Origin of the sequence: Streptomyces sp. NRRL S-350, assembly GCF_000719705.1 — a bacterium.
Taxonomy (GTDB): Bacteria; Actinomycetota; Actinomycetes; order Streptomycetales; family Streptomycetaceae; genus Kitasatospora.
In genome coordinates, this window is the sequence record NZ_JOHO01000002.1 from 182,552 (window position 1) to 208,099 (window position 25,548).

Genomic DNA, 25,548 nt, shown 5'->3' on the forward strand with positions numbered 1-25,548 from the left:
CCGCTCGTCGGAGCGACCCGGACTCCCGCGGATGCTCTCGGACTCCGCACCGCCGGTTCGGAAGGGGCCCGCCGAACGGGCCCCGCAGGCTACTTGAGCTGGTCCGCGGTGTACTGGCCGCTGTCGACCAGGACCTTCTGGTAGTTGTCCTTGTCGACGCTGACCGGCTGCAGCAGCTGCGCCGGGACGGTCTTGACGCCGTTGTTGTACTGGCTGGTGTCGTTGACCTCGGGCTTGCCGCCGGTCAGCAGCGCGTCGCCCATCTGGACGGCGACCTTGGCCAGCTCGCGGGTGTCCTTGTAGACGGTCTGGGTCTGCTCGCCCGCGATGATCGACTTCACCGAGGCCAGCTCGCCGTCCTGACCCGTGACGATGGGCAGCGACTTGGCGCTGCCGTAACCGACGCCCTTCAGGGAGGAGATGATGCCGATCGAGATGCCGTCGTACGGCGAGAGCACGGCGTCGACGTGGGCGTTGGTGTACGACTTGCTCAGCAGGTTGTCCATCCGGGACTGGGCGACGCCGCCGTCCCAGCGCAGCGTGGCGACCTGGTTGAAGTCGGTCTGGCCGCTCTGCACGACCAGCTTCTTCTGGTCGAGGTACGGCTTGAGGACGCTCATCGCGCCGTTGAAGAAGAAGGTCGCGTTGTTGTCGTCCGGCGAGCCGGCGAACAGCTCGATGTTGAACGGGCCCTTGCCGTCCGCGAGGCCGAGCTTGTCGACGATGTAGCTGCCCTGGAGGACGCCGACCTTGTAGTTGTCGAAGGTCGCGTAGTAGTCGACGTTGGCCGTGCCGCGGATCAGCCGGTCGTAGGAGATCACCGGGATGTGCGCGTCGGCGGCCTTCTGCAGCACGTTGGTGAGGGAGGAGCCGTCGATGGCGGCGATCACCAGCAGCTTGGCGCCCTTGGTGATCATGTTCTCGACCTGGGAGACCTGGTTCTCCACCACGTTGTCGCCGTACTGCAGGTCGGTCTTGTAGCCCTTGGCCTGGAACTGCTTGACCATGTTGCTGCCGTCGTTGATCCAGCGTTCCGACGACTTCGTCGGCATGGCGATGCCGACCAGGCCGCCCTTGGCGTCCCCCTTGGCCGGGCCGTCGCCGGCGCCGTTGCTGCTTTGGCCGCAGGCCGCCAACGAGAGCGCCAGGCCCGCGGCGACGAGGCTCGCCGAAATCTTCCGCACAGTTCCTCCAGTGGTGTTCCGCGACCGACACAGAGCGTCCGTTACTGGGCGACTGGGAGCGGTCGGGCGGGGCCGGCCGGCGGGCGGTCCCTCGTGCTGTGGAACGTCGGGGTTTCGACTGCCCTGGCCTGGCGTGACATGAGTGTTAACGCTCACATCGGTGGAGTCAAGAGCTGTCGGAGCATCGTTGGAACCCTGAAATCAAGCGACCGCCCCGCAGGGCGGCCGTTACCGTGGGTGAGACGTTGCCGACATCGGCCGGTTGGTCTATGTTCAACTCTCGTTCACCGAAAGGGCGAGCGACCGCGCGTTCGGCGGTGGTCGGTCGGCGCCCTGCCGGACCACCGCCGCGGACACCGGATTCCGGGCCCCCGCGTCCGCGTGGACGGCCCGGCCGTAGCCGACCACTTCGTCCGCGGGCCCCCGGGCCACCGCGTGCGGTCGCCGGCCGACCAGTTGCTGCCAGTGCCGTCGCGTCGGCGCCAGGGGCATCGCCACGACACCGGCGCCGACCGGCTCGACCACGTCCGTGTCCACGCCACCGGCACCGCCCAGGGCGACTCGGCCGAACCGGCCTCCAGCACCGCGGTCGCCGCCGAACTCGGCACCTCCCGGTGCCCGCCGCCTCCTACAAGGGTGCGCTCGGCCACCTGCTGCACGTCTCCGCCGTGCCCGCCCTGGCCGCCGCCCTGGCCCTGTGCGCCGGCCTCGTTTCCCCGACGCCAGGCCTCGCCACCCCGAACCCGCCGAACGCGTCCACCACCCGCGGGAGGCGGCACCGCTGCCCGACCCGGGGGTGGCGGCGGTCCACGGCTTCGGCTTCGGCGGCAGCAACGCCACGGTGGTGCCGCGCCGTGACTGACGGGGTGCCCGGCGGCCGTCGGTGGCACCCGGGGTGGCCGACGTCGCCGCGCCGGGTGCCGCCGTGGCGGCCGCTACTCGCCGTCCAGGGCTGCCACGAGCTGGGGCAGGCCGCCGCCGACCACGGCGAGGGCCAGGTGGTCGTGGTAGTCCCGGCTGTGCACGATCAGGCCGTCGCGGACCCGCAGCACCTGGACGTTCGAGGCCTCGATGGTCCGCCCGGTGCCCCGGTGGCGCACGTGGTAGTCGAACTCGGCGACGACGACTTCGGGGTCGTCGGTCTCCCGGACCACCACGTTCCGCGGCTGCAGCTCCAGCGGCGAGTGCGCGCCGACCTCCTCGAACCGCTCGGCGAGGACGGCCCGTCCCTCGAAGCGGCGCGGGCCGACGGGCTGGAGCACCGTCTCCACCACGGCGTCCTCGGCGTAGAGCCGGGCCAGTTCCGAGAACCGCCCCTCGCTGACGCCCGTCAGCAGCTCGTGGAAGACCTCGCGCGGTGACAGCGTTTCGGACATGATCAACCCCCAGGATCGTGTCGCCGGAACCGGACCAGCGACTCCGTTTCAACGATACGGACTGACCACTCCGGTTGTCCACGGATTCGTCCGCCCTGGCCGCGGACGGGAGGGAGAAGGGGATGGACGAGGCTTCGGAACGGCCGCTGCGGGCGGACGCCGCCCGCAACCGGGCCCGGCTGCTCGACGTCGCCACCGAGGTGTTCACCGTGCGGGGCGTGGGCGTGCCGACGGAGGAGATCGCCCGCGCCGCCGGCGTCGGCGTCGGCACCCTGTTCCGGCACTTCCCCACCAAGGAGGCGCTGCTGGAGGCGGTCATGGTCCGCAGACTGGAGACGATCGCCGCCCGGACGGCAGAGCTGGCCGCCGGGACCGAACCCGGACAGGCGTTCTTCGACTGCTTCCGGATGGTCGTCGAACAGTCCGCGGGCAAGCAGGAGTTCACCCGCGCCCTCGCGGAGGCGGGCGTGGACGTGCACGCCTCGCTGCACCGCTCCGGCGAACTGATGCGGAGCCGGCTCTCGACACTCCTCGCCGCCGCGCAACGGGTCGGAGCGGTCCGCCCCGAACTGGGCCTGCCCGAGCTGATCGCCCTGCTCGTCGGTGTCGGCACGGCGACCGAGCAGCTCACCGCCGACCCGCAGGCCAGGGAGCGGATCTTCGACGTCGTCTTCGCGGGGCTGAGGCCGCACTGAGCCCCGGGACTCAGCACAGGGCCGGGGCGGGCGGCGCCCGATCAGGGTGCGCAGCGCGTGCGGGTCGACCTTGTCGTTGGGGGTGAGGGGGAAGCGGTCGACCACGTGGACGGCGGTTGGCTGTTCGTACTCGGCGAGGTGGCCGGTCAGGCGCCGACGCCAGGCGGCGGGGGTGATGCGGGGAAGTCCACGAGAGCAGAGGTCGTGAATCGTCGAGACTGGTCACGGCCGGAAAGGGCGCCGGAGCCCGTCCGACTGCGCTCGGCTGGTGTGAGCGCTGACAGGTCACCGTCGGTCCGGGTGCGCGGTACTTCCTGAAGGCTCAGGGCCACCGTCGTGTCCCGCGCCGGCGCCGCCGTGAGCCGGCCGCCGTCGAAGCGGACCGCCAACCCCGGCGACCAGCCGTCCGGTCGCGGCCGGCCAGTAGGTCCCGGCCCAACGGCACGTCCTCGTCCGGCAATCCGAGCATCCGGCCCACCGTCCTGCGCACTGCCTGCAGAGCCTCGGGTGAACGGTGATCCACCGTCATCCGCCCGGCCCACGCCACCTGCAGCCACCGGTGGGCCGGTGTTCCCATGTGTGCGGCTCCTGCCATTCGTCGGAGGCAAGGGCGCCTGTGGATCGTTGTCAACCGGCTCCGATCTCGAGGTACACCCGCCAGCCGGAGGGGGTGCACCCCCATCGACCAGGGCCACAAGGGCGTGCGATGGGGGTGGTGCGGGCGAGGTGAACCACCGTTCTGCCGCGTGGAGATGACGGGGCGACAGGCCTCCGGTGCCCGCCTTCGGACCGCCTCCCGGGTGGCGGCCCTCCGGGTGGACGGCGGGAGTCGGAGGGCGGGCCCTCGGGTCGATCGGCGGCGTCCTTGGCGCAGATGTGTCAAAAGTCTTGACGGGGCGCGGTGGGTGCGGGCACTGTCACCGGTCCAGGAAACCCTCCACCCCCGCGAAGGCGAAGTCCGCCGTCGCGGGCCGGATTGTTAGCGCTCACATCCCCTAGCCGCGCTCACCGATGAGCAGGGAGACACCATGAGTGACACCGGAAGGACGAACCACCGGGGCGGCGTGGTGCGCCGCCTCACCCGAGCCGGGGCGGCCCTCGCCGTCCTGGTCGGCGCCCTGGCCGGCGCCACCGCGACGAGCGGCGTGGCGCAGGCGGCCACGCAGGGCCCGTGCGACATCTACGCCGCCGGCGGCACGCCCTGCGTGGCCGCCCACAGCACCACCCGCGCGCTCTACGCGGGGTACGGCGGCCCGCTGTACCAGGTCACGCGGTCGTCGGACAAGGCGGTCCGGGACATCGGCGCCCTAACCGCGGGCGGCTACGCCGACGCCGCCGCGCAGGACGCGTTCTGCGCCGGCACCACGTGCGTCATCAGCGTGATCTACGACCAGAGCGGTCGGCACAACGACCTCACCCAGGCCCCCGGGGGCGGGGCCGCGCCCGGCCCGGACAACCTCGCCGACGCCACCCTCGCGCCCACCACGCTCAACGGCCACAAGGCGTACGGCGTGTACGTGGCCCCCGGCACCGGCTACCGCAACAACCACACCTCGGGCGTGGCGACCGGCGACCAGCCCGAGGGGATGTACGCGATCCTCGACGGCACGCACTACAACGGCGGCTGCTGCTTCGACTACGGCAACGCCGAGACCAGCAGCAACGACACCGGCAACGGCCACATGGAGGCGATCTACTTCGGCAACATCAAGGTCTGGGGCTACGGCAGCGGCCCCGGCCCCTGGGTGATGGCCGACCTGGAGAACGGCCTGTTCTCCGGGGCCGACCCGCACTACAACGCCAACGACCCGACGGTCGACCACCGCTTCCTGACCGCCATGGTCAAGGGCGCGCCGAACCAGTGGGCGATCCGCGCCGGCGACGCCACCGCCGGCGGCCTGTCGACGTTCTACTCCGGGCCGCGCCCGAACGCCTCCGGCTACAACCCGATGCACAAGGAGGGCGCGATCATCCTCGGCATCGGCGGCGACAACAGCAAGGGCGCCCGCGGCACCTTCTACGAGGGCGTGATGACCAGCGGCTACCCGTCGGACGCCACCGAGAACGCCGTCCAGGCCAACGTGGTGGCCGCCGGGTACACCCAGTCCGCCGCCCCCGCCGCGGGGGCGCTGCGCGGCACCGGTTCGGGCAAGTGCCTGGACGTCCCGAACGCCTCCACCACCCCCGGGGTGCAGTCGCAGATCTACAGCTGCTCCGGAGCGGCCAACCAGGCCTGGACCCGCACCGCTGACGGCCGGCTCACCGTGAACGTCTCCGGCACCACGATGTGCCTGGACGCGGCCGGGGGCGGGACGGCGGACGGCACCAAGGTGGTGACCTGGCCCTGCAACGGCGGCGCCAACCAGCAGTGGCGGTTCAACGGCGACGGCAGCGTCGTCGGCGTCCAGTCCGGCCGCTGCCTGGACGTGACCGGCGCCGCGGTGGCGAACGGCACGCCCGTCGAGCTGTGGACATGCTGGGGCGGCACCAACCAGAAGTGGACCCTCGGCTGACCTCCCGGCCGGGCCCCGGCTCCGCACCCGAGCGGAGCCGGGGCCCGGCCACCACCGTGCACGGTCCGCCGGCTGCCCGCCGTCCGGGCCCTTCTTCGTCCGGGCCCCTCTTCGTCCGGGGCGGCGCTCTCCGGCTGCGGCCCGGGACGAGTCGGTCCCCCGGGTTCCGGGGGTGTGGCCCGACGCGGAGCGGAAAGGCGCGGGGGTGCAGCGGTCATGCGGGTGCTCGCGCCGCCCGCCGGGCCCCTGTTTCGTCACCCGGGTGAAACCCGTGGGCGTGAACCGGCCGCAACGGCCACATCCGACCGAGCCCGACGCTGGTAAGAAGGGAACGCCCGTTGAACCGAGAGTGACGGATTCGGCCCGGACCCGGTCGCGTACTGTGGTCCCAGCCTAGGAGGGGACGACGCGTGGGAACAGAGAGCGCCGGGACGGAACAGCGCCAGCCGGTGATGGCGGACGTGGCCAAACTGGCCGGAGTGTCCCATCAGACGGTGTCCCGGGTGCTCAACGGTGCCCCGCACGTCCGGCCGGACACCCGTGACCGGGTGCTGGCCGCCATACGGGAGCTGGACTACCGGCCCAACTCCGCCGCCCGCGCGCTGGTGACCCGCCGTTCGCAGACCCTCGGCGTGGTGAGCTTCGACTCCACCCTCTACGGGCCCGCCTCGATGCTGGACGGCATAGAGCGGGCGGCGCGCAGTGCCGGGTACTTCGTCAGCGTGACCAGTCTCCGCTCCCTGGACGGCCGCTCGGTCCAGGAGGCCGTCGACCGGCTGCGCGACCAGGGGGTGGAGGGCGTCGTGGTGATCGCGCCGCAGACCTCCACCGTCAGCGCGGTCGCCCGGCTCTCCAGCTCGGTGCCGCTCGTCGCGGTCGGATCGGGGAACCAGACCCGGGTGCCCATGGTGTCGGTCGGCAACCGCTTCGGCGCCGGCGAGGCGACCGGGCACCTGCTCGACCTGGGCCACCGCACCGTGCACCACCTGGCGGGGCCCGCCAACTGGCTGGAGAGCCAGGACCGCGAGGAGGGGTGGCGCCTCACCCTGGAGGCGGCCGGAGCTCCGGTGCCGGAGGTGGAGCGTGGCGACTGGAGCGCCCGCTCGGGCTACCAGGCCGGGCTGCGGATCGCCCGACTGCCGGACGTCACGGCCGTCTTCTGCGCCAACGACCACATGGCGCTCGGGCTGCTGCGCGCCCTGCACGAGGCCGGTCGCTCGGTCCCCGAGGAGATCAGCGTGGTCGGGTTCGACGACATCCCCGAGGCCGCCTACTTCACCCCGCCGCTGACCACCGTGCGGCAGGACTTCGGTGAACTCGGCAGGCGGGCGCTGGAACTGCTCGTGGCGGAGCTGGAGGGCGCCTCGCTCTCCCGGACCCACGTGCGGATCTCCCCGGAGCTGGTGCTGCGCCGCAGCGTGGGCCCGGCCGCCCGGCGCTGAGCCGCTGCTCGGGCGGGTCGAACCGTCGGCGGGGCCCGCCCGTCGAGCCGCAGGCCGGAGCGGTCGAACCGCAGGCAGGGCCCGATCGGACCGCCGACGGGGCCCGCTCCGCCCGGCCACCAGGATCTCGTCGGCGTCGGCCTGGCAGAATCCCTTGACACGGCGAATGTTAGCGCTAACAATTCCCGTGAGCGTTAACAAGAACGCCCTTCCCGCTCCACCGGCCAGGCGCCGTCATCCCGCTTCTGTGCGCCCGGCCGGTGGCCAATCGTTCCGCCCTTCTGAGGGAGAGGTCGCGGAACGGAGCCTGTCGCCGGTGCGCTCCCCCCTGCCCCGGTCGTGGACCGCACCGGCGACAGGTGAGAACGCCGGGATCCCGTACGAAGGATGAGGACGTGACCGTGATTCCTGCCGCCCCTGACCTGGAGAGATACGCCGTCGGGATCGACTTCGGCACCCTCTCCGGCCGCGCCGTGGTGGTCCGCGTACGGGACGGCGAGGAGGTCGGCACCGCCGTCCACCACTACCCGCACGCCGTCATCGAACGCGAGCTGCCCGGCACCGGCCGGCCGCTCCCGCCCGACTGGGCGCTCCAGCACCCCGCCGACTGGCGCGAGGTCCTGCGCACCGCAGTCCCCGCCGCGCTCGCCGCCGCCGGCATCGACCCGGCCCAAGTGATCGGCATCGCCACCGACTTCACCGCCTGCACCGTCCTGCCGGTGCTCGCCGACGGCACCCCGCTCGCCGAGACCGAGCGCTGGTCCGACCGCCCGCACGCCTGGCCCAAGCTCTGGAAGCACCACGCCGCCCAGGGGCAGGCCGACCGGATCAACGCCCTGGCCCACGCCCGCGGCGAGAAGTGGATCCACCGCTACGGCGGGAAGATCTCCGCCGAGTGGCAGTACGCCAAGGCCCTCCAGGTCCTGGAGGAGGACCCGGCCGTCTACGCCGCCTGCGAACGCTGGATCGAGGCCGCCGACTGGATCGTCTGGCAGCTCACCGGCACCGAGAGCCGCAACACCTGCACCGCCGGCTACAAGGGCATCCACCAGGACGGCAGCTACCCGAGCGAGGACTACCTCGCCGCCCTCCACCCGGACTTCGCGGACTTCGCCCGCACCCGGCTGGAGCACCCGCTCTCCGCGCTCGGCTCCCGGGTCGGCTCGCTGACCGCGCAGGCCGCCGGGTGGACCGGCCTGCCCGAGGGCATCGCGGTCGCCGCCGGCAACGTCGACGCGCACGTCGCCGCACCCGCCGCCCGGGCCGTCGACAACGGCCGGCTCCTCGCCATCATGGGCACCTCCACGTGCCACGTCGTCAACGGCGCCACACTCGCCGACGTCCCCGGCATCTGCGGCGTGGTCGAGGACGGCATCGTCACCGGCTCCTACGGCTACGAGGCCGGCCAGAGCGCCGTCGGCGACATCTTCGCCTGGTGGCTGCGCCAGGGCGTGCCCGCCGACTACCTCGCCGAGGCCGAGGCGACCGGCGAGGACCTGCACCAGCTGCTCAGCCGGAAGATCGCCGACCAGCCGGTCGGCGGCCACGGCCTGGTCGCGCTCGACTGGATGAACGGCAACCGCTCCACCCTGGTCGACCACCACCTGTCCGGCGTGATCGTCGGCCTCACCCTCGCCACCCGCCCCGAGGAGGTCTACCGGGCCCTCCTGGAGGCCACCGCCTTCGGCACCCGCGTCATCGTCGAAGCCCTGGAACAGGGCGGTGTGCCCGTCACCGAGTTCATCGTCACCGGCGGCCTCAAGAAGAACGAACTGCTGATGCGGATCTACGCCGACGTGCTGCGCCGCCCGGTCTCCGTCGCCGAGTCCGAGCAGGGCCCGGCGCTCGGCTCGGCGATCCACGCGGCCGTCGCCGCCGGCGCGTACCCGGACGTGCGCACCGCGGCCGCCGCCATGGGCCGGGTGCACCAGGGCGCGTACCAGCCGGACCCGGCCGCCGCCGACGCCTACGACCTGCTCTTCGCCGAATACCGCGCCCTGCACGACCACTTCGGCCTCGGCGCCGACAAGCTCCTGCACCGCCTGCGCGACCTCCGGAACGCCGCCCTCACCACCCCGAGCGAGGCAATGTGAACGCGACCCTCGACGCCGTCCGCCGCCAGGTCAGCGACCTCCACCAGGAACTGGTCCGCTACAACCTGGTCGTCTGGACCGCCGGCAACGTCTCCGCCCGCGTGCCCGGCGAGGACCTGCTCGTCATCAAGCCCAGCGGCGTCTCCTACGACGAACTGACGCCCCACAACATGATCGTCTGCGACCTGGACGGCAACGTCGTCGAAGGCGACCACTCGCCGTCCTCCGACACCGCCGCGCACGCCTACGTCTACCGGCACATGCCCGAGGTCGGCGGGGTGGTCCACACCCACTCCACCTTCGCCTGCGCCTGGGCGGCCCGCGGCGAGGCCGTCCCCTGCGTCCTCACCGCGATGGCCGACGAGTTCGGCGCCGAGATCCCGATCGGCCCGTTCGCCCTGATCGGCGACGACTCGATCGGCCGCGGCATCGTGGACACCCTCAAGGGCCACCGCTCGCCCGCCGTCCTGATGCAGAACCACGGCGTGTTCACCATCGGCAAGGACGCCAAGGCCGCCGTGAAGGCCGCCGTGATGTGCGAGGACGTGGCCCGCACCGTCCACCTCTCCCGCCAGCTCGGCGAGCCCCTGCCCATCGCGCAGGCCGACATCGACAGTCTCAACTTCCGCTACCAGAACGTCTACGGCCAGCCCCAGGCCCGTTGAGGAGACACCCCATGAAGAAGCCGTTGGAGGGCCGCCAGGTCTGGTTCCTGACGGGCAGCCAGGGACTGTACGGCGAGGACACGCTGCGTCAGGTGGCCGAGCAGTCCCAGCGCATCGCCGAAGCCCTGGACGGCGACGCCGCCGTGCCGGTCGAGATCGTCTGGAAGCCGGTCCTCACGGACGCCGCCGCGATCCGCCGGATCTGCCTGGAGGCCAACTCCGCCGACGACTGCATCGGTCTGATCGCGTGGATGCACACCTTCTCCCCGGCGAAGATGTGGATCGCCGGACTGGACGCCCTGCAGAAGCCGCTGCTCCACCTGCACACCCAGGCCAACGTCGAACTGCCCTGGCACTCCATCGACATGGACTTCATGAACCTGAACCAGGCCGCCCACGGCGACCGCGAGTTCGGCTACATCCAGTCCCGCCTCGGCGTGCCGCGCAAGACCGTCGCCGGACACGTCACCGACCCGGCCGTCTCCGCCCGGATCGCCACCTGGGCCCGCGCCGCCTCCGGCCGGGCCGAACTGCGCAGCCTCAAGCTCGCCCGCTTCGGCGACAACATGCGCGACGTCGCCGTCACCGAGGGCGACAAGGTCGAGGCCCAGCGCCGCTTCGGGGTCTCCGTCAACACCTACGGCGTCAACGACCTCGTCGCCGCCGTGGACGCCGCGACCGACGCCGACGTCACCGAGCTGGTCAAGGAGTACGACGACGGCTACCGCCTCGCCCCCGAGCTGCGGGCCGGCGGGGAGCGCCACGAATCGCTGCGGTACGCGGCGCGGATCGAGCTCGGCCTGCGCGGCTTCCTGGAGCAGGGCGGCTTCAAGGCCTTCACCACCAACTTCGAGGACCTCGGCGGGCTGCGCCAGCTGCCCGGCCTCGCGGTGCAGCGGCTGATGGCCGACGGCTACGGCTTCGGCGGCGAGGGCGACTGGAAGACCTCCACCCTGCTGCGCACCCTCAAGGTGGCCGCCACCGGACTGTCCGGCGGCACCTCCTTCATGGAGGACTACACCTACCACCTGGAGTTCGGCCACGAGCTGATCCTCGGCGCGCACATGCTGGAGGTCTGCCCGAGCATCGCGGCGGCCACCCCCTCCTGCGAGATCCACCCGCTCTCCATCGGCGGCCGCGAGGACCCGGTCCGCCTGGTCTTCGACGCCGAGCCCGGCCCGGCGGTGGTGGTCGGCCTCGCCGACCTGGGCGACCGCTTCCGGCTGGTCGCCAACGAGGTCGACGTGGTCGAGGCGCCGGCCCCGCTGCCCCACCTGCCCGTCGCCCGCGCCGTCTGGAAGCCGCGACCGGACCTGCACACCTCCACCGAGGCCTGGCTGACGGCCGGCGGACCGCACCACACCGTGCTGTCCGGGGCGCTCGGCGCCGAGGAGCTGGAGGACCTCGCCGAGATGATCGGCGTGGAACTCCTGGTGATCGACGACGACACCAACATCCGCCGGTTCACCAAGGAGCTGCGCTGGAACCAGGCCTACCACCGCCTGGCCCAGGGGTTCTGACCCCGCCCGGTCCCGCACCGGCGACGCCCGCCCGCCCGGGCGGGCGTCGCCGTTCCCCCGCAGTCCCGCAAGGAACGGAGTGACCCCGTGCCGAGAGACGCACTCGTGTCGAAGGGCGAACTGACGGTGTCCCAGGAGGTCGCCGCGACGCTGCCGGACGGACAGCCCGTCACCCGCTGGACCATCGGCGTCCCGGGGGGCGTCACGGCGGAGGTGCTCAGCCTCGGCGCCCGCCTCCAGGCCCTGTACGCCCCGGACCGGGACGGCCGGCGGGAGAACGTGGTGCTCGGCTGCGACCGCGTCGAGGACCTGCTCGGCGAAGCGGCCTACCTCGGCGCGACGGTCGGCCGCTACGCCAACCGGATCGCCGGCGGCACCCTGCCCCTCGACGGCACCACGCACCGGCTGCGGACCCAGACCACCGGCCACACCCTGCACGGCGGCCCGGACGGCTTCGCCACCCGGCTCTGGGACGGCGTGCCTGTCCGCGAGGGCCGGCGGGCCGGGGTGCGGCTGCGGCTGCACAGCCCCGACGGCGACCAGGGGTTCCCGGGAGCGCTCACCGCCGAGGTGACGTACCTGCTCGACCCCGCCGGCCGACTCTGGATCGGCTACCGGGCGACCGCGGACGCCCCGACGGTCGTCAACCTCACCAACCACGCGTACGTCAACCTGGCGGGCGAGGGCAGCGGAACGGTCCTCGACCACCTGCTCCGGGTGGATGCCGCCGGGTACCTGCCGGTGGACGGCGGACTGATCCCGCTCGGCCCGGTCGAGCCCGTCGCCGGCACGCCCTTCGACCTGCGCGAGGCGACGCCGATCGGCGAGCGCGTCACCGCCGACGACCCGCAGGTCCGCCTGGCCGGCGCGGGCTTCGACCACAACTGGGTGCTCGACGGGACCGGGTTCCGCCGGGCCGCCGTGCTGAGCCACCCCGCCAGCGGCCGGCGCCTCGAATGCCTGACGACGGAACCGGGGATCCAGGTCTACACCGGGAACCACTTCGACGGCTCGCTGACCGGCCGCTCCGGCCGCCCGTACCGGGCGTACGCCGGCATCGCGTTGGAGACGCAGCACTTCCCGGACTCGCCCAACCGCCCCGAGTACCCCTCCACCGTCCTGCGCCCGGAGGAGGAGTTCCGCTCGACGACGGTGTACCGCTTCTCGGTCGAGTAGCGACCGCCGCCGGGTGGTGAGCGGGGGGCGGCGGGCCGGACGGGGCCCGCCGCCCCCTTCGGTGTTCAGTCGGCGACGAAGACCCGTACGTCCCAGGCACCGAGGGCGACCGGCCCGCCGGCGGGCACCGCGGCGCCGTCCAGCACGTCGGTCAGGTCCACCGGGGCCTGTGCCTCGGCCGGCTGCCAGCTCCAGTTGTGGATCACGTGGACGCGCCGCCCGTCCGGGGCCGTCCCGGTGGTCGCGGTGACGGACGCCGGCAGGCCCCGCCAGCCGGCGGCCGGGGCGGGCGCGAGCCAGGCGGCGAGCACCCGGGCCAGGTCGCGGCCGGGCACCGTGCCGACGCAGGTCACCCGGCCGGCGCCGTGGGCCCGGGTGGTGACGGCGGCCCAGCGGCCGAAGTGCGGGTGGTCGTACCCGGCGAGGACGGTGGCGTCGGTGGCGGTGAGGCCCTCCACCCAGCGGGTGGCGGTCGCGCCGGCCGGCAGCTCCAGCGGGCTGTCGGGCGCGGCCCGGAGCGGGAGGCTCCCGGAGAGGTTGCTGAACTCGTCGTACCAGGCGCCGGCGGCGGCCGTGAGGCGACCGGGGGCGGTCTCGTGGCGCGCCCGGGCCTCCTGGTCGGCGTAGCCGGTGCGGGGGCCGAGGACGAGGTGGCCGCCCGCCTCGGCGTACGCCGTGAGCCAGTCGAGCAGCGAGTCCTCGGCGAGGTAGAGCGCGGGGACCACCAGCACGGGGTGGCGCCGCGCGGCCACGTCCGGGGCCAGGCCGTCCCGCTCGCCCCGGCCGTCGTGCAGCTGCCGGGCGTGGAGGATCCGCACCTGGCGGCCGGCCTCGACCGCGCCGCGGTAGAACGAGTCGAAGATGCGGTGGTAGGAACCCGAGTCCGGGGTGCCGTCCGGATTCGCCAGCGGCGGGTACTTCTGCATCAGCCACTTGCTGGGCACCGAGTAGACCACCGCGAGGTCGGCGTCGGGGTCGATCCCGGCGACCAGCGGCCCCGCCGTCTCGAACTCCGCACCCAGGCGCGCCAGTTCGGCGTACACCCGGCCGGGCTTGCCGCTGTGCGGCAGGATGCCGCCCCAGTACGTCTCGGCGCCGAAGTGCAGGGTGTGCCAGTGCCAGTACTCGATCATCCGTGCGCCGCGCGAGACGAGTGCCCAGGCGGCCTGGCGCCACTGGCCGTCGAAGGCCGGCCGGTTCTCCGAGGTGCCGCCGATCGCCTGGGCGTTGGTCTCGGTGACCAGGAACGGCTCCTGCCGCGAGGAGAAGATCCGGTCGGCGCTCTGGTACAGGGCCCAGACGCCGCAGGCGCTCCAGTGCTGGTCCTGCTCCTGGTCCTCGGGCGCGGGGCCGGGCAGCGCGAGGGCGTCCTGCATCTCGTAGTACGGGTTGCCGGCGGTGACGTCCACGCCGTCGGTCAGCTCGTCGTCCTCCAGCGCGGGGTGGCCGTAGGCGAGGCAGGTGGTGACGAACTGGTCGGGGCGGGCGTACTCGCGCGCGATGTCGCTCTGCCAGGCGACGAACTCGGTGGTCTGGCGCGCCTGGAACGCCCGCCAGGCGACGTCGTACTGGGGCTGCTGGTTGCCGTCCGGGCGCCACAGGTCGGCCCAGGTGGAGAGGCGGTGCGACCAGTAGACCAGGCCCCACTCGCGGTTGAGGGTCTCCACGTCGCCGTAGGTGTGCCGCAGGTGGTCGGTGAACCGCTGGAAGACGCCGTGGTTGTGCGGCAGGCGCAGGCCGGGTTCGTTGTCCACCTGGAAGCCGATGACGGCGGGGTGGGTGGCGTGGCGGGCGAGGATCGCGCGGGTGACGCGTTCGGCGTGGTGGCGGAACGCGGGGTGGGTGAAGTCGGCCTCCTGGCGGGCGCCCCAGCCCATCCGGCGGCCCGTCGCGTGGTCGGTGACGATCTCCGGGTACTGGCGGGCCAGCCACGGCGGCACCGCGTAGGTGGGGGTGCCGAGGACGACCGCGATGCCGCGCTCGTGGGCGCCGTCGAGGACGGGGGTCAGCCAGTCGAGGTCGAACCGGCCGTTCTCGGGCTCCCAGGTGGACCAGACGGACTCGCCGACCCTGATGACGGTGAACTTCGCCTGCGCCATCAGGTCGAGGTCTTCCTTCAGCCGCTCGTACGGCTGGTACTCGTGGTAGTAGGCGGCGCCGAACAGGACGCGCGGGGGCAGCGGGAACACGGGTGCACCTCGGGACGTGTGGGAGCCCCGGCTGCCGGGGGGAGGCAGCCGGGGCGGGGATGGGTGTGGGTCAGGAGGCGGTGCCGGTCACGGTGTTGCCGGACCTGGTGACGGTGTAGGTGACGGTGTCGCCGGTCCAGAAGCGGAAGGTGAACGTCGCCGGCACGCCGTCCTTGAGGGACTTGACGTAGTCGGGCTTGAGGGTGGTGGTGTCGGCGCCGTAGTCGGCGCGGAGGTTGTCGAACGACTGGTAGGTGGTCCAGGAGGCCGGGCCGGCGGCGGTGCCGTCGGCGTAGGTGGACTGGACGTTGGCCATCAGGGCGCCGTTGAACCGGGTGGGGATGGTGAGCCCGTCGAGCGTCCCGGTGGCGTCGGCCATGGTCGGCTTGTCGTAGGAGCGCACGAAGAGCTTCCACGGGACGCCGTCGGAGTACCGGACCTCAAGGGTGGCGTTGACGCCGGCGGCGCGGTCGCCGGCGAGCCGGGTGAGGGCGCCGGCGGTCAGGGTGAGCCGGTCGCCGTCGAGGGTGTAGTCGAGGTAGGGGATCAGCGGGCGGTCGCCCTGCCACAGGCCGGTGAACCACTGGCCGTTGCGGTTGAGGGTGATGGTCTGCGCGGCGATCGGACCGGACTTCGGCACGAACACGTTGTCGGTGGAGGCGGTGCCCGAGCGGGTCCGCCAGGAGCTCTGGATCAGGTCCTTCATCTCGGGGACCATCCACTGCATGGTGGAACGGTTCAGGAAGTCGTTGGCGGCGTCCCAGACGGCGGAGGTCATGCCGTTGCGCCGCGCCTCGTAGTTGACGTGCTCGAAGTACTTGAGCATCTCGCCGCGCTCGACCACGCCGGAGTACGGGGAGGTGAGCAGGCCGTATTCGCCGAGGTAGACGGGGATGCCCTTCTTGACGAAGGTGTCGTGCACCCGGGCGAAGCCCTCGGTCAGGTCCGACTGGGCCTTGGCGTCGTAGGTGGGCCCGTTGGCGATGTTCACGCTGAACGGGTACCAGCTGTAGTAGTGCACGGTGGCGACCAGGTTGCGGTCGTTCAGCGAGCTCATGGTGGTGGACAGGTCGTCCAGCCAGTGCTGGGCGTTGTTGGTCTCCTCCGATGGCAGGACGAGCAGGCGGTCCTTGTTCCTGCCGCCGGTGTTGCGGACGATGCTGTGGAATGAGTTGTTGAGTTCCCGCAGGTACTGGGTCTTCTGGGCGTCGGTGGCGTCGTCGAACTGCGGTTCGTTGATGCTCTCCATGAGCAGCGTGCGCGGCTCGTCCTTGAAGGTGGCGGCGATCTGCTGCCAGGTGGAGTCGAACCGGGCCATGATGTTGTCGTGGTCGGTGGACATGTACTTGATCCACTGCCACGAGTCGTGGTGGACGTTGATCTCGACGTAGAGGCCGTCCTCCAGCGCGAAGTCGACCACCTGCTTCACTCGCTTCATCCACACCGGGTCGATGGTGTAGGGCGCGGTGGCGGACTGGTGCGGGTACCAGGTGACGGGGATCCGGACGCTGCGGAAGCCCTGCGCCTTGAGGCCGTCGAAGGTGGCCTTGGTGGTGAGCGGGTTGCCCCAGGACGTCTCGTCGGGGATGGCGTCGAGGGTGTTGCCGAGGTTCCAGCTGGGCTGCATCTGGGCCACGGCGGCCATCGGGTCCTGCGGGACCCGGGCCGCTGCCGCCTCGGCGGCCGACCGGGGCTGGTCGGCCGGTGCGGCGATGGCGGTGCCGCAGCTGAGGCTGCCGGTGGTGACCAGGGCCACCAGGAGCCCGGCCGTGCGGTGGAGGCGGCGGTTGCGGGTGGGGGCGGTGCGCGGTGCGTCGTTCACGGGTTGTCGTCCTTTCGCGTGAACAGGTGGGGGAGCCCCTGACGGAGGGTCAGGGAAACGGGAGGGGCTCGTAGTCGAACCGGTCGAAGTGGACGGTGCCTTCGGCGGCGTACATGCCGATGACCCGGCCGGTGAAGCCGCCGGCCGCCTCGGTGGAGAGGTAGCGGCCGTCGAGGCTCGCGAGCACGGTGAAGGTGCCGTCGGGCTCCTCGACGCCGAGGACGACGTCGTCGGGGCCGGTGCGCGGGCCGCGCGTCGGCCGCGGGACGATGTCGACACCGAGCACCACGGCTCCGGCGGCCACCGGGCGGGAGGCGACCTCGGTGCGGATCGAGCCGATCCGGGCGAAGACCTTCACCTCGCCGTCGGCCGCCTCGATCTCGTAGTGGTGGTCCTCGTCCATGCGGACGGCGAGGCCGCCGCAGCCCTCGGCGGGGTCGATCAGGGTGCGGGCCCGGCAGGCGAGGTGCTCCTGGCGCCGGCCGACGAAGACGGCGTCGTTCTCGTCCAGGGAGGAGCCGACGGCGCGCAGGGTCAGCCAGCCGGAACGTTCCTTCGTGGTGCACAGGTGCTCCGGGCGCTCGCGCAGCGAGATCCACTGGGGGTGCAGCTCGGCCTGGTCGAAGTCGTCCCGGGCCGGTACGGCGGGGGCGGGGTGCAGCGGCCAGGCCGGGGTGGGCAGTTCGGGGGTGACCGGGCCGACCACCGGCCAGCCGTCCACCCACTCGACCGGGGCGAGGAAGGTCTCCCGGCCGAGGACGTACCAGGCGGGGGTGCCGCCGCGCGGCCGGACGGCGAGCAGCACCATCCACCAGGAGCCGTCGGGCGCCTGCACGAGGTCGGCGTGTCCGGTGTTCTGGATGGGGCTGTCGGTGCCGCGGTGGGTCAGCACCGGGTTGGCCGGGCACGGCTCGAACGGTCCGGAGGGCGACGGCCCGCGGGCGATGGAGACGGCGTGGCCGCGCTCGGTGCCGCCCTCGGCGATCATCAGGTACCAGTACTCGCCGATCCGGTACAGGTGCGGGGCCTCGGGGGCCATGGCGCCCGGCGCGCCGGACCAGATCCGCTGCGGCTCGCCGAGGGTCTCGCCGGTCGTCGGGTCGAGGCGGACCTGGGAGACGCCGGCGACGGTGCACCAGCAGGTGCCGTCCTCGTCCCAGGCGAGGTCCGGGTCGATGCCGTGGACGCCGGGCAGCCGGACCGGGTCCGACCAGGGGCCGGCCGGGTCGGTGGCGGTGAAGAGCAGGTTGCCGTCGCCGCTGACGTTGGTGACGATCAGCCAGAAGCGGCCGTCGTGGTGGCGCAGCGTCGGTGCGTAGATCCCGCCGGAGGACGGCGACTCGCGCGGCAGGCGCAGCTGGCTCGGCCGGTCGAGGGCGTTGCCGATCTGTGTCCAGTTGAACAGGTCGCGGCTGTGGAAGACGGGGATGCCGGGGAAGTACTCGAAGCTGGAGCAGACGAGGTAGTAGTCGTCGCCCACGCGGCAGACGCTGGGGTCGGGGTGGAAGCCGGGGATCACCGGGTTGGGGAGGAGGCCGGCGGGCTGGGGCTGGTCTGACACGTGGTCGGTTCCTTTCGGGTGCTGGTGTGCGGGGTGGTGCCCCGGACCCCGGGGAGTCCGGGGCACCACCGGCTCAGGGGTTCAGCCGATCGCGCAGGAGGCGCCGTTGAACCAGAAGGCGGACGGGTTGGCGTCGCTGGTGGACCAGGTGGCCTTGAAGCCCCACTGGACGCTGCCGCCCTGCGGGACGGAGGCGTCGTAGGACACGTTCCCGGCGTTGACGTTCGGGCCGCTCTGCGACACCGAGGCGTTCCAGCTGTTGGTGATGGTGGTGTCGCCGGGGAAGGTGAAGCCGAGGTTCCAGCCGTTGACCTGGCCGAGGCCGTTGTTGACGACGGTGAGGTTGCCGACCATGACGCCGGACCACTCGTTCTTGTTGTAGACGACCCGGCAGGCCGCGCCGGTCGGGTGCATCTGCACGACGGTGATGCCGTAGGCGGGCACGGTCTGGCCGGTCGGGCTGCCGGACTGGGCCGTGCCGATCCCGTGGGCGTTCTTGAGGTAGGAGTGGACGGTCGGGGTGGCGGAGGAGGGGGTGAACCCGGTGTAGGAGAGGTTCACCGTGGCGTCGTTGTTCGGGTCCTTGTTGATCAGCATGACGTCCACGTCGCCGTCGGCGCGGCGGACGGCGTGCGCGGAGAGCAGCGCGGACGAGCTGGCGGCCTTGACCAGGGTGTCCCCGGGCGTGCCCAGCCTGCTGATCATCTGGATGCCGTAGTAGGCGGGGAAGGGTGTGTTGACGGCCGGCTCGCAGGGGGAGCCGCTGGAGACCATGCCGCCGTCGTTGTAGTCGGTGGCGCCCTCGACGGTGGTCACCTTGGTGCAGTCGGTGCCGTTGCGCAGGTCCCACCAGTCGACGTTGAACGCGCCGTTCTCCAGCCAGGTGAGGTAGTTGTCCGGCGCGAACAGCCCGTTGGGGGAGGTGTCCAGGTAGGCCTGGGCGTTCGCCTCGGTCACCGCGATGCCGACGTTGGGGGCGTTGGTCCCGGCGTACTGGTTGATCAGCGAGCGCACGGCGCCGGTGATGCCGGCGTTCTGGGCCTGCGGCTTGGTGAGCAGGTCGGCCGGGCTGGTGCTGGTGGGGTAGGCGTGCACGATGGCGAAGTCGATCTTCGAGCCGGCGATCGACATCACGGTGTGGTTCCAGTCCGTGGTGTCTCCCGGGCCGACCATGCCGTCCGGCCAGTAGCCGGGGGTGACCAGCACGGCGCCGATCTTGACGCTCGGATCGGCCGCCTTCATCGCCGCGATGTACTGGAGCAGGTTGTTCGCGTAGGTCGTGGCGCTCTTGCTGCTGTGGGTGTCGTGCTCCCACTTGGCGCCGTACTCGCCGTTGCCGTAGACCTCGTTGCCGATCTCCCAGTACCTGATGCCGTAGCCCTTGGTGACGTTGGCGTACCGGACCCAGTCGGCGGCCTCCTGGGGGGTGCCCGAGCCGTAGTTGGCGGTGATGATCGGCTGCGCTCCGGCGGCGCGCACGGTGCCCATGAAGGCGTCGAAGCCGGTGTTCGGAGCGACGTACGAACCGTCGTCGGTGGTGCCGGACTGCCAGTGGTAGGCGTCGGAGTGGCTGCCGCCGGGGTAGCGGACGGTGTTGATGCCGGCCGTGCCGAGCAGGCCGGGGGTGGCGGCGGCGTTCATGTTGGCGTCGTAGACCGGGATGTTCACGCCGACGCCGGTGGCGGGAACGGTGGCGAGCTGCAGGGCGGCGTCGACCGACACCGACACGGTGCTCGTGGTGGCGGACGGCGTGGCGGTGGCGGGCGGTGCGACGGCGGCGATCGCGCCGGTGACGGCGAGCGACAGTGCCGCAACAACTGCTATGACGTGTTCACGACAGGTCTGGGCTGACGTTCTCACTGCGTCCCTCCAGGGGGTGGGGGTGCGTGGGGTCCGGTGTGGGGGTCGAACTCCCGCGTTTCTGGACGGTAGGGCCCGGCGCGGCTGCTTTGGGGTCGGGCCCGGACGCGAAGCGTGTTCCGTACGGGATGCGGGCCGGCGCGGTGGAGCGCGCGCGGTCGCAGGTCGCATCGTCAACTCCTTTCGGCAGACCTCCTGGTGAGGCGCAACACGACGGCGGAGGGGGCGGTCGGCAGGGTGAGGGCGAGTCGGGCGGTCTTCGGGTGCCAGGCGGCGGAGGCCTCGCTGGAGGCCGGGTAGAGCACCTCGGTGCGGACCTCGGCGCCGGCCAGGTGGGGCAGGTCGAGGTCCCGGACGGCCTCCTCGCCGGAGCGCCGCCAGGCGGTGACGTAGGTGGTGGCCGGGGTGTGCAGGGCCAGCGCGATCCACGGGTCCTCCCAGCCGGGCAGCCCGAGTGGCCAGGCGGGCAGCGCCTGCGGCAGGTCGGCCCGGACCGCCTTGTGCGCGGCCACCGCCTCGTGGACCAACCCCCTTGCCTCTGCGGAGAGTTCGGTGAGACGGCCGGACAGGTGGATGCGGCCCAGCAGCGCGTTGGCCATGGTGAGGGCGACCTCGTCGAGGGAGTCCTCGGGCAGCGGGTACGCCCAGACGGCGCCCTGCTCGGGTGTGACGGCGGTGGGGGCCGCCGCCGCGATGGGCGGGTAGCGCAGCAGGTCCTGCTGGTCGCTGGTGGACTGCAGCTGCAGCCGGGAGAGCAGGGCGTGGTCCATCCGCATGCCGCCGGAGGCGCAGTTCTCGATCACCAGCTCCGGGTACCGGTCCAGGAGGCCGTCGAGCCAGTCGAGTTGGGCCCGGTTGTGGCCGAGCAGGCCGGCCGCCGGGGCCTCGCCCGGGTGGCCGCTGGTACCGGAGCCCGGGTCGGTGTTGTGGTCGAGCTTGAGGTAGCCGACGCCCCACTCGCGGACCAGGCGGTCCACCACGGCGTCCAGGTGGGCCCGGGCGGCCGGGTGGCGCAGGTCCAGGTGGTGGCGGCCGCCGCCCTCCTCCACGCGCCGGCCGTCGCGGCGGAAGAACGCCTCCTCCGGCAGGGCCTCGGCGACCGGGCTGGACACCCCGACCGACTCCGGCTCCAGCCACAGGCCGGGGACCATGCCCCGCTCCCGGATCCGGTCCAGGACCTCGTGGATGCCCTTCGGCCCGGGGAAGCGGGAGGCCGACGGCTCCCAGGCCCCGACGGAGCTCCACCAGTTGTCGCCGTCGTCGTACCAGCCGGCGTCGATGACGAAGTACTCCGCGCCGGCCTCGGCGGCGGCGTCGACCAGCGGCAGCAGCTTGGCCGTGGTCGGGTCGCCCATCAGGCAGTTCATGTAGTCGTTGAAGACGACCGGCAGCCGGCGGTGGTCGGGGTGCGGCCGTCGGGTGGCGCGGCGGTAGCGGGTGAGCGCGGCGAAGGCGCCGTCGAGGCCGCCGTCCGCGGCGAGCGCGAGGGACACCGGTACGGTGCGGAACTCGGCGCCGGGCTCCAGCGGGTGGCGCCAGCCGTGGTCGGCGTCGTCGGGGCCGTACAGCGCCGCGTACGCGGTGTCGTCGCGCACGCCGCACTCCCAGCGCCAGCCGCCGCCGTTGTGCTCGATCTGCCACAGCCAGGTGCGGCCGGACTCCCGGTCGGTCAGACCGCCCATCGGCAGCCGCCCGCAGCTGGACCACACGCCCTGGCCGGCAACGACGCGGGTGCTGCGGCCGGAGGTGGTGTGGAAGCGGCCGCTGCGTTCGGGCGAGGACACCCGCAGCGGCTGGCGCTGCCAGCGGCATTCGGCGAACCACTCGTTCTCCGCCCACAGCAGGTCGGCGGCGTCCAGGGCCGCCGGGTCGCCACCGGTGAGGCAGCCCGCCACGAGCGAGGAGACCGACTCCAGGTGCAGCGTCCGCGTCCCTTCGTTGCGCAGCACCACCTCGCTGCGCAGCACCGGCAGGCCGTCCATCGACCGGTAGACCGCCTCGGCGGTCAGGCCGGTCTCCGGCTCGTGCAGACCGACGGTGAGGACGTGCCAGTCGCCGTCCCGGGCGGTGCGGTGCGAGCGGTGGCGCAGCCGCGCGCCGAGGACGCTGTTGACGAGGTGCCGCCCCGACCAGTGGCGGCCGAGGCCGGCGGTCGTCACCTCCACCAGCGGCAGCGGGGCGGCGGGGCGCGCGGTGGTGGGCTTCTCGCCGGGCGCGCCGATGCGGACCAGTCGGGGAGGGCCGTCCACGCCCAGGGTGATCTCCAGCTCCAGGGCGTCGTGGCCCCAGCGGATCGTCTCGTGCGGGTCGGTCATGGTGCCTTCCTCGGTGGGGGAGACGCGGCGGGAGGTCAGTGGGTGCGCAGGACCGCGCAGCCCCCGGGCGGCAGTTCGCCCAGCGGCCCGCCGGTGAGCAGGTCGTGGCCCGGTTGCGGCAGCGGGACGGCGTCGGCGAGGTGGTTGATCAGCACGTGCCAGCTCCGGCCGTCCGGGGCGTGGCGGGTCACGGCCTCGACCCCCGGTGGCAGGCCCGGCAGCTCCGGGGCGGCGCCGGCCTCCGCGAGCAGCCGGCCGACCAGGGCGGCGTAGCCGGGGTCGTCCAGGCGGGTGGAGAGGTACCAGCCGTGGCCGGTCCCGAAGCCGTGGCGGGTGAGCGCCGGGCGGCCGGCGAGCATGCCGTGGGTGTACGCCGCGAGCGTTTCGGCGCCCTCGGTGCGCAGGCACTCGCTCCAGGCGGTGGCCGTGGAGCCGTCGGAGAGCATGACCTCCTCGTCGCGTCCCAGCGGGCGGTGCTCCTCGACCCGGATGCCCAGCGCCTCGCGCAGCGGAGCGGCGGGGAAGCCGCCGAGGCGGGCGTGCAGGCGCTCGTCGACGGCGCCGCCGGCGTGCTGGACGAGCAGCGTTCCGCCGTCGGCGACGTAGCGGCGCAGGTTCTCGGCGCCCGCGTCGGAGAGCAGGAACAGGGCCGGGGCGACGACGAGCCGGTAGCGGTCCAGGTCGTGCTCGGGGTGGGCGAAGTCGACCGTCAGGCCGGCGTCCCACAGTGCCCGGTGGGCGCGGCGCAGCGCGGCGTGGTAGTCGAGTTCGGGCGAGGGCAGGCCGTCGACCTGCATCGCCCACCAGGCGTCGGAGTCGTGCAGGACGGCGACCTCGGCCCGAACGGTGGAGCCGGCGAGTTCACCGAGCCGGGCGACGGCCTCTCCGGTCGCGGTGACCTCCCGGAAGACGCGGCTGTCGGGCCCGGCGTGCGGGACCATCGCCGAGTGCCACTGCTCGGCCCCGGCCCGGGACTGGCGCCACTGGAAGAAGAGCGCGCCCTCCGAGCCGCGGGCGATGTGGCCGAGCGAGTGGCGCAGGATGTCTCCCGGCTCCTTGCCGAGGATGCGGCCGGCTTCGTAGACGGTGTTGGCGCCCTGCTCCATCAGCAGCCAGGGGGCGCCGCCGCCGAAGGAGCGGGCGCGGTCGGCGCCGAAGGCGGTGTCGGCGGCGGCGCCGATGCCGGGCGCGGAGGGGTAGTGGTCGACGGCGACCAGGTCGACCTCGCGGCCGAAGGCCCACAGGTCCAGGTTCTGGTACGAGGGCAGCATCAGGTTGGTGGTCACCGGGCGGTCGCTGTGGGCGCGGATGGCGTCGCGCTGCTCGCGGTAGGCGGTGAGCGCCTCGTCGGACCAGAACCGGCTGAAGTCCAGGCACTGGCCGGGGTTGCGGTGCCACTGGCTGGCGCGCGGCGGCAGGATCTGCTCCCACGAGGTGTACCGCTGGCTCCAGAACGCCGTCCCCCAGGCCTCGTTGAGGGCGTCGAGGGAGCCGTGGCGGGCGCGCAGCCAGACCCGGAACGCGGCCGCGGTGTGGTCGCACCAGCAGAGGGTCACGTACTCGTTGTGCACGTGCCACAGGGCGAGCGCCGGGTGGTCGCCGTAGCGTTCGGCGAGGGCGGCGGCGATGCGGCGGGCGGCCCGGCGGTAGGCGGGGGCGGTGAGGCAGTAGGTGTCCCGGCTGCCGTGGGTGAGGCGGCTGCCGTCGGGGCCGACCGGCATGGCGTCGGGGTGGGCCAGGGTGAACCAGGGCGGCGGGGAGGCGGTGGGGGTGGCCAGGTCGACGGCGACGCCGTCGGCGTGCAGCCGGTCGAGGTGGTCGTCGAGCCAGCCGAAGTCGTAGCGGCCCTCCTCGGGCTCCATCAGGGCCCAGGAGAAGACGCCGACGGTGGCCAGGTTGACGCGCGCCCGGCGCATCAGCTCGTCGTCCTCCTTCCACACCTGCGCGTCCCACTGTTCGGGGTTGTAGTCCCCGCCGAACGCGAGGCCGCCGAGGCGGTCGGTGAGCCGGCGTACGTCCATCTGAAGTCCGTCCCTCTGGGAGTCAGTGCTGGGAGCTGCGGCCGGGCGCCGGGGCGGTGCTCTCGCGGATCACCAGTTCCGGTTGCATCAGGACCAGTTCGTCCTGGGGCTCGCGGTCCGCGGCCGCGGCGGCGATCCTCGCCATGACCTGCTCGACGGCGGCCTGCCCGAGTTCCTTCTTCGGGCCGCTCACCGAGGTGAGCTGGGGCGCGTGCTGTTCCGCCATGGCGGCGGGGCAGATCGCGACCACGGAGGCGTCCTCGGGGACGGTCCGCCCGCTGGCGCGCAGCAGGTTGAGCAGTGGGCCGATCGCGCCCTCGTTCTGCACGACGAATCCGGTGGTGTCCGGTCGGTCCGCGAGGACGCGGGCGAGGGTGCCGGCCGTGCTCTCGTACGTCCCCTCGCACGGCCGGTGGAGGAAGCGCAGGCCGCGTCGTTCGGCGCGGGCGCGGAAGCCGTTCAGGGTGCGCTCCGCGTAGCCGGCGTGCCGGCGGTAGACGGCGCTGCTGTAGCCGATGAAGGCGATGTCGCGGTGGCCGAGGTCGGCCAGGTGGTCGGCGCAGAGGGCTCCCGCGGTGGCGAAGTCGTGGTCGACGCAGGAGAGTCCGTCGGGGTCGTCGGGCAGGCCGATGAGCGCGGCCGGGATGCCCTGGGCCCGCAGGACGGGGACGCGGTCGTCGTCCAGCCGGACGTCCATGAGGATGACCCCGTCGGCGAGCCCGGTGGCGGCGACCCGCCGTACCCCTTCGGGGCCTTCGTCGTTGGTGAGCAGCAGGACGTCGTAGCCGAACTCGCGGGCCGCCACGGTGACGGCGATGGCGATCTCCATCATCGTCGGCACGTACACCTCCGGGTGGAGCGGGACGACCAGGGCGATGATGTGCGAGCGCTTGCCGGCCAGGGCCCGGGCGCCCGCGTTGGGGTGGTAGCCGAGGTCCGTGATGGCCCGTTCGACGCGGACCCTGGTCTCGTCGGAGATCGGACGCTTGCCGCTGAGGGCGTAGCTGACCGTGCTGGACGAGACGCCGGCGTGCCTGGCCACATCGGCGAGTGTCACCATCGCTGTCGCTTCCTTCGTGTCGTTCCGGTGGGGAGCGGTCCCGTTCGTGCGACGGG

Annotated in this window: 18 protein-coding genes; 8 read left to right on the forward strand and 10 right to left on the reverse strand. The window is 72.8% G+C overall.

Annotation, left to right across the window (positions count from 1 at the left end; genetic code table 11):
• Positions 1-89 precede the first annotated feature (89 nt).
• Positions 90-1,184, reverse strand: a complete 1,095-nt coding sequence (chvE, locus tag IF30_RS0102315) for a multiple monosaccharide ABC transporter substrate-binding protein (protein WP_030231148.1) — start codon at positions 1,182-1,184, stop codon at positions 90-92.
• Between the two features lie 273 nt (positions 1,185-1,457).
• Complete coding sequence (locus IF30_RS0102320) at positions 1,458-1,721, reverse strand: hypothetical protein (RefSeq protein ID WP_030231150.1); 264 nt, start codon at positions 1,719-1,721, stop codon at positions 1,458-1,460.
• A gap of 160 nt (positions 1,722-1,881) precedes the next feature.
• Between IF30_RS0102320 and IF30_RS47475 the strand changes: the two genes are divergently transcribed.
• A complete protein-coding gene (locus tag IF30_RS47475; protein ID WP_158834695.1) occupies positions 1,882-2,046 on the forward strand; it encodes a hypothetical protein in 165 nt (54 codons plus the stop codon).
• A 73-nt stretch (positions 2,047-2,119) separates the two neighbouring features.
• Here IF30_RS47475 and IF30_RS0102325 read toward each other — a convergent pair whose 3' ends face one another.
• Positions 2,120-2,560: a nuclear transport factor 2 family protein gene (locus IF30_RS0102325; protein WP_030231152.1), complete on the reverse strand. Its 441-nt coding sequence runs from the start codon at positions 2,558-2,560 to the stop codon at positions 2,120-2,122.
• A 122-nt stretch (positions 2,561-2,682) separates the two neighbouring features.
• On the opposite strand from IF30_RS0102325, the gene IF30_RS0102330 reads away from it, so the two are divergent.
• The 7 genes from IF30_RS0102330 (at position 2,683) to IF30_RS0102360 (ending at position 12,664) form a co-directional block, all read left to right on the forward strand.
• A complete protein-coding gene (locus IF30_RS0102330) occupies positions 2,683-3,255 on the forward strand; it encodes a TetR/AcrR family transcriptional regulator (RefSeq protein ID WP_030231154.1) in 573 nt (190 codons plus the stop codon).
• A gap of 1,028 nt (positions 3,256-4,283) precedes the next feature.
• Entirely contained in the window at positions 4,284-5,768 is a 1,485-nt protein-coding gene (locus IF30_RS0102335) for an arabinofuranosidase catalytic domain-containing protein (RefSeq protein ID WP_078891067.1), read from the forward strand.
• A gap of 410 nt (positions 5,769-6,178) precedes the next feature.
• Positions 6,179-7,210: a LacI family DNA-binding transcriptional regulator gene (locus IF30_RS0102340; RefSeq protein WP_030231159.1), complete on the forward strand. Its 1,032-nt coding sequence runs from the start codon at positions 6,179-6,181 to the stop codon at positions 7,208-7,210.
• Between the two features lie 395 nt (positions 7,211-7,605).
• Positions 7,606-9,303, forward strand: a complete 1,698-nt coding sequence (locus IF30_RS0102345; RefSeq protein WP_051709036.1) for a ribulokinase — start codon at positions 7,606-7,608, stop codon at positions 9,301-9,303.
• Positions 9,300-9,968, forward strand: a complete 669-nt coding sequence (locus tag IF30_RS0102350; RefSeq protein WP_030231168.1) for an L-ribulose-5-phosphate 4-epimerase — start codon at positions 9,300-9,302, stop codon at positions 9,966-9,968. The genes IF30_RS0102345 and IF30_RS0102350 overlap by 4 nt, the downstream gene beginning before the upstream one ends.
• Before the next feature lie 11 nt (positions 9,969-9,979).
• Complete coding sequence (araA, locus tag IF30_RS0102355) at positions 9,980-11,488, forward strand: L-arabinose isomerase (protein ID WP_030231169.1); 1,509 nt, start codon at positions 9,980-9,982, stop codon at positions 11,486-11,488.
• A 120-nt stretch (positions 11,489-11,608) separates the two neighbouring features.
• Positions 11,609-12,664: an aldose epimerase family protein gene (locus tag IF30_RS0102360; protein WP_051709158.1), complete on the forward strand. Its 1,056-nt coding sequence runs from the start codon at positions 11,609-11,611 to the stop codon at positions 12,662-12,664.
• Positions 12,665-12,729: 65 nt separating this feature from the next.
• Here the strand turns inward: IF30_RS0102360 and IF30_RS0102365 are convergent, their stop codons facing one another.
• The 7 genes from IF30_RS0102365 to IF30_RS0102395 form a co-directional block, all read right to left on the reverse strand.
• On the reverse strand, positions 12,730-14,853 hold the full coding sequence (locus tag IF30_RS0102365) for a beta-galactosidase (protein ID WP_107054296.1): 2,124 nt from the start codon (positions 14,851-14,853) through the stop codon (positions 12,730-12,732).
• A gap of 70 nt (positions 14,854-14,923) precedes the next feature.
• Complete coding sequence (locus tag IF30_RS0102370) at positions 14,924-16,675, reverse strand: cellulase family glycosylhydrolase (RefSeq protein ID WP_030231177.1); 1,752 nt, start codon at positions 16,673-16,675, stop codon at positions 14,924-14,926.
• A gap of 49 nt (positions 16,676-16,724) precedes the next feature.
• Complete coding sequence (locus IF30_RS0102375; protein WP_030231178.1) at positions 16,725-18,236, reverse strand: glycoside hydrolase family 43 protein; 1,512 nt, start codon at positions 18,234-18,236, stop codon at positions 16,725-16,727.
• Positions 18,237-18,317: 81 nt separating this feature from the next.
• Positions 18,318-20,096 (reverse strand): cellulose binding domain-containing protein, encoded by a 1,779-nt coding sequence (locus tag IF30_RS0102380; RefSeq protein ID WP_030231193.1) that lies wholly within the window; start codon positions 20,094-20,096, stop codon positions 18,318-18,320.
• 173 nt (positions 20,097-20,269) lie between these two features.
• A complete protein-coding gene (locus IF30_RS0102385; RefSeq protein WP_030231194.1) occupies positions 20,270-22,411 on the reverse strand; it encodes a glycoside hydrolase family 36 protein in 2,142 nt (713 codons plus the stop codon).
• Between the two features lie 35 nt (positions 22,412-22,446).
• Positions 22,447-24,432, reverse strand: coding sequence for a beta-galactosidase (locus IF30_RS0102390; protein WP_030231195.1), 1,986 nt, complete (start codon positions 24,430-24,432; stop codon positions 22,447-22,449).
• Between the two features lie 22 nt (positions 24,433-24,454).
• Positions 24,455-25,492 (reverse strand): LacI family DNA-binding transcriptional regulator, encoded by a 1,038-nt coding sequence (locus tag IF30_RS0102395; RefSeq protein ID WP_030231196.1) that lies wholly within the window; start codon positions 25,490-25,492, stop codon positions 24,455-24,457.
• Positions 25,493-25,548 lie beyond the last annotated feature (56 nt).